Annotated in this window: 2 protein-coding genes; both read left to right on the top strand. The window is 38.8% G+C overall.

Annotated elements, in window-relative coordinates; genetic code table 11:
* Positions 1-873, top strand: an 873-nt coding sequence (locus G468_RS21885) for an Rpn family recombination-promoting nuclease/putative transposase (protein ID WP_034250471.1), incomplete at its 5' end; no start/stop codon positions are given.
* Positions 874-1,345: 472 nt separating this feature from the next.
* Entirely contained in the window at positions 1,346-1,624 is a 279-nt protein-coding gene (locus G468_RS0117580) for a helix-turn-helix transcriptional regulator (RefSeq protein WP_026824102.1), read from the top strand.
* Positions 1,625-1,691: the final 67 nt, after the last annotated feature.

Below are 1,691 nucleotides of genomic sequence, written 5' to 3'. Positions count from 1 at the left end.
GTATTCAAGCAGTTTTTAAGTGAGAAAGAGACAGCAAAAGATTTCTTTGATATTTGGTTACCCGATGAGATTAAAGCGCTGTGTGACTTGGATTCGCTTAAGATGGAATCTGGCTCATTTATCGATAGCGAGATGAAAAATTACCAGAGTGATATTCTCTATTCAGTCAGTACAACGAAGGGAAGTGGATATATCTATGTTCTCATAGAGCACCAATCCACGCCTGATAAACTCATTGCATGGCGACTTATGCGCTATAGCCTTGCTGCCATGCAGAAACATCTAGAGGACGGAAACAAGCAATTACCGTTGGTATTCCCTATTCTGTTTTATTGCGGTGAACAAAGCCCTCATCCCTATAGCACTCATTGGCTTGATTGCTTTGAAGACAGAAAGCTGGCAGAAAGCATCTATAACAATCCCTTTAAATTAGCTGATGTCACCACGCTTGACGATGGCGAAATCATGCAACACAAGCGAATAGCGTTGCTTGAGTTACTCCAAAAACACATTCGAAGACGGGATATGACCGAGCTACTCGATAGCATTGTTAAACTGTTGTCGTATAATTATTATACTGATAATCAAGTCATCACGATGTTTAACTATCTAATCCAAGAAGGGAATGCACAAAGGCCAATGGAATTTATCACCAACATAGCCAAACAAGCAGAAAAACACGAAGGAGCACTTATGACTATTGCTCAACAAATTGAAGAGATTGGAATACAAAAAGGCATTCAACAAGGTATACAAAAAACTAAGATTGAGTTAGCTAAACAGTTTTTAGCTAATGGAGTAGATCGTAATACGGTAAAAATTTCTACTGGTTTATCTGATGAAGAATTAAATAAATTTGAAAACCAAAGTTAACTGCTAAAAACATATTGCTTATAAGTTTAAAAATTAGCTATGCTTAAAGAGCACTAGAAAAATCTAGTGTTGGGTTTGGAATCCCTAGTACACAAGCGGACATATGCCGCTATAAGCGGTTTTTTTATGTTCGTTAAAAGCCTAAGTTACGTCCGCATTATGGCAGGGCGTAGCGGGGGAGCTGTAAGGCTCGCTGGTTTCTTGTGTACCAGTATTCCAACTCTGTTACGTCTTGCCACCTCGTTTGGAATCGAGAGGCAAGTTCTTATGAACTTACACAAGAGGCCTTAACTATGGCTATTACCAAACCTTGCTCCAAATTCATTGATACCTACTGGATCATCCCTAGAAACTCCAATACACCTTCTAGCAAAGTCTCATTCACTCGCAATGACCGTCGTATATTCAACGTGCTATTCAAGGACGATCGGCTAATCTGGGCTGGACGTAAGCCTGTGATGGAGGGCTTAGCATGAGAACCTTCGATTTAACTAACGTTACTGAATTACATGACGTGTTTCCAGAACTAACGCCAGCCCAGTTTGAAACCGCAATATTGTTCTGTCTTGGACTATCTCAAGGGGAAATCGCTCACCTACGTTCTGTTAGCTATCCAGCAATCAATCAAACACTGGAAGACATCAAAGTTAAATTAAATTTTTATTCACTCAATAACTTACTAGCTATGTTTCAGGTACGTTTGTTTATTTTTGTACTGGAAAAATGCAAGGTTGAGTATCGAAAAGATTAACCAGTAAATCATTTAAAAGGCTCAATATTCTTTGAGCCTTAACACATTTCAAAAATGATATCTATCT

Origin of the sequence: Arsenophonus nasoniae DSM 15247, from assembly GCF_000429565.1 — a bacterium.
GTDB lineage: Bacteria > Pseudomonadota > Gammaproteobacteria > Enterobacterales > Enterobacteriaceae > Arsenophonus > Arsenophonus nasoniae.
The sequence above is the reverse complement of the archived record's forward strand: the minus strand, read 5'-3'. Positions and strand labels throughout refer to the sequence as shown.

Bases quoted from the DNA above. Each gene is read 5' to 3' on its own strand.
- G468_RS0117580 (WP_026824102.1), top strand. From the start codon at position 1,346: ATGAGAACCTTCGATTTAACTAACGTTACTGAATTACATGACGTGTTT.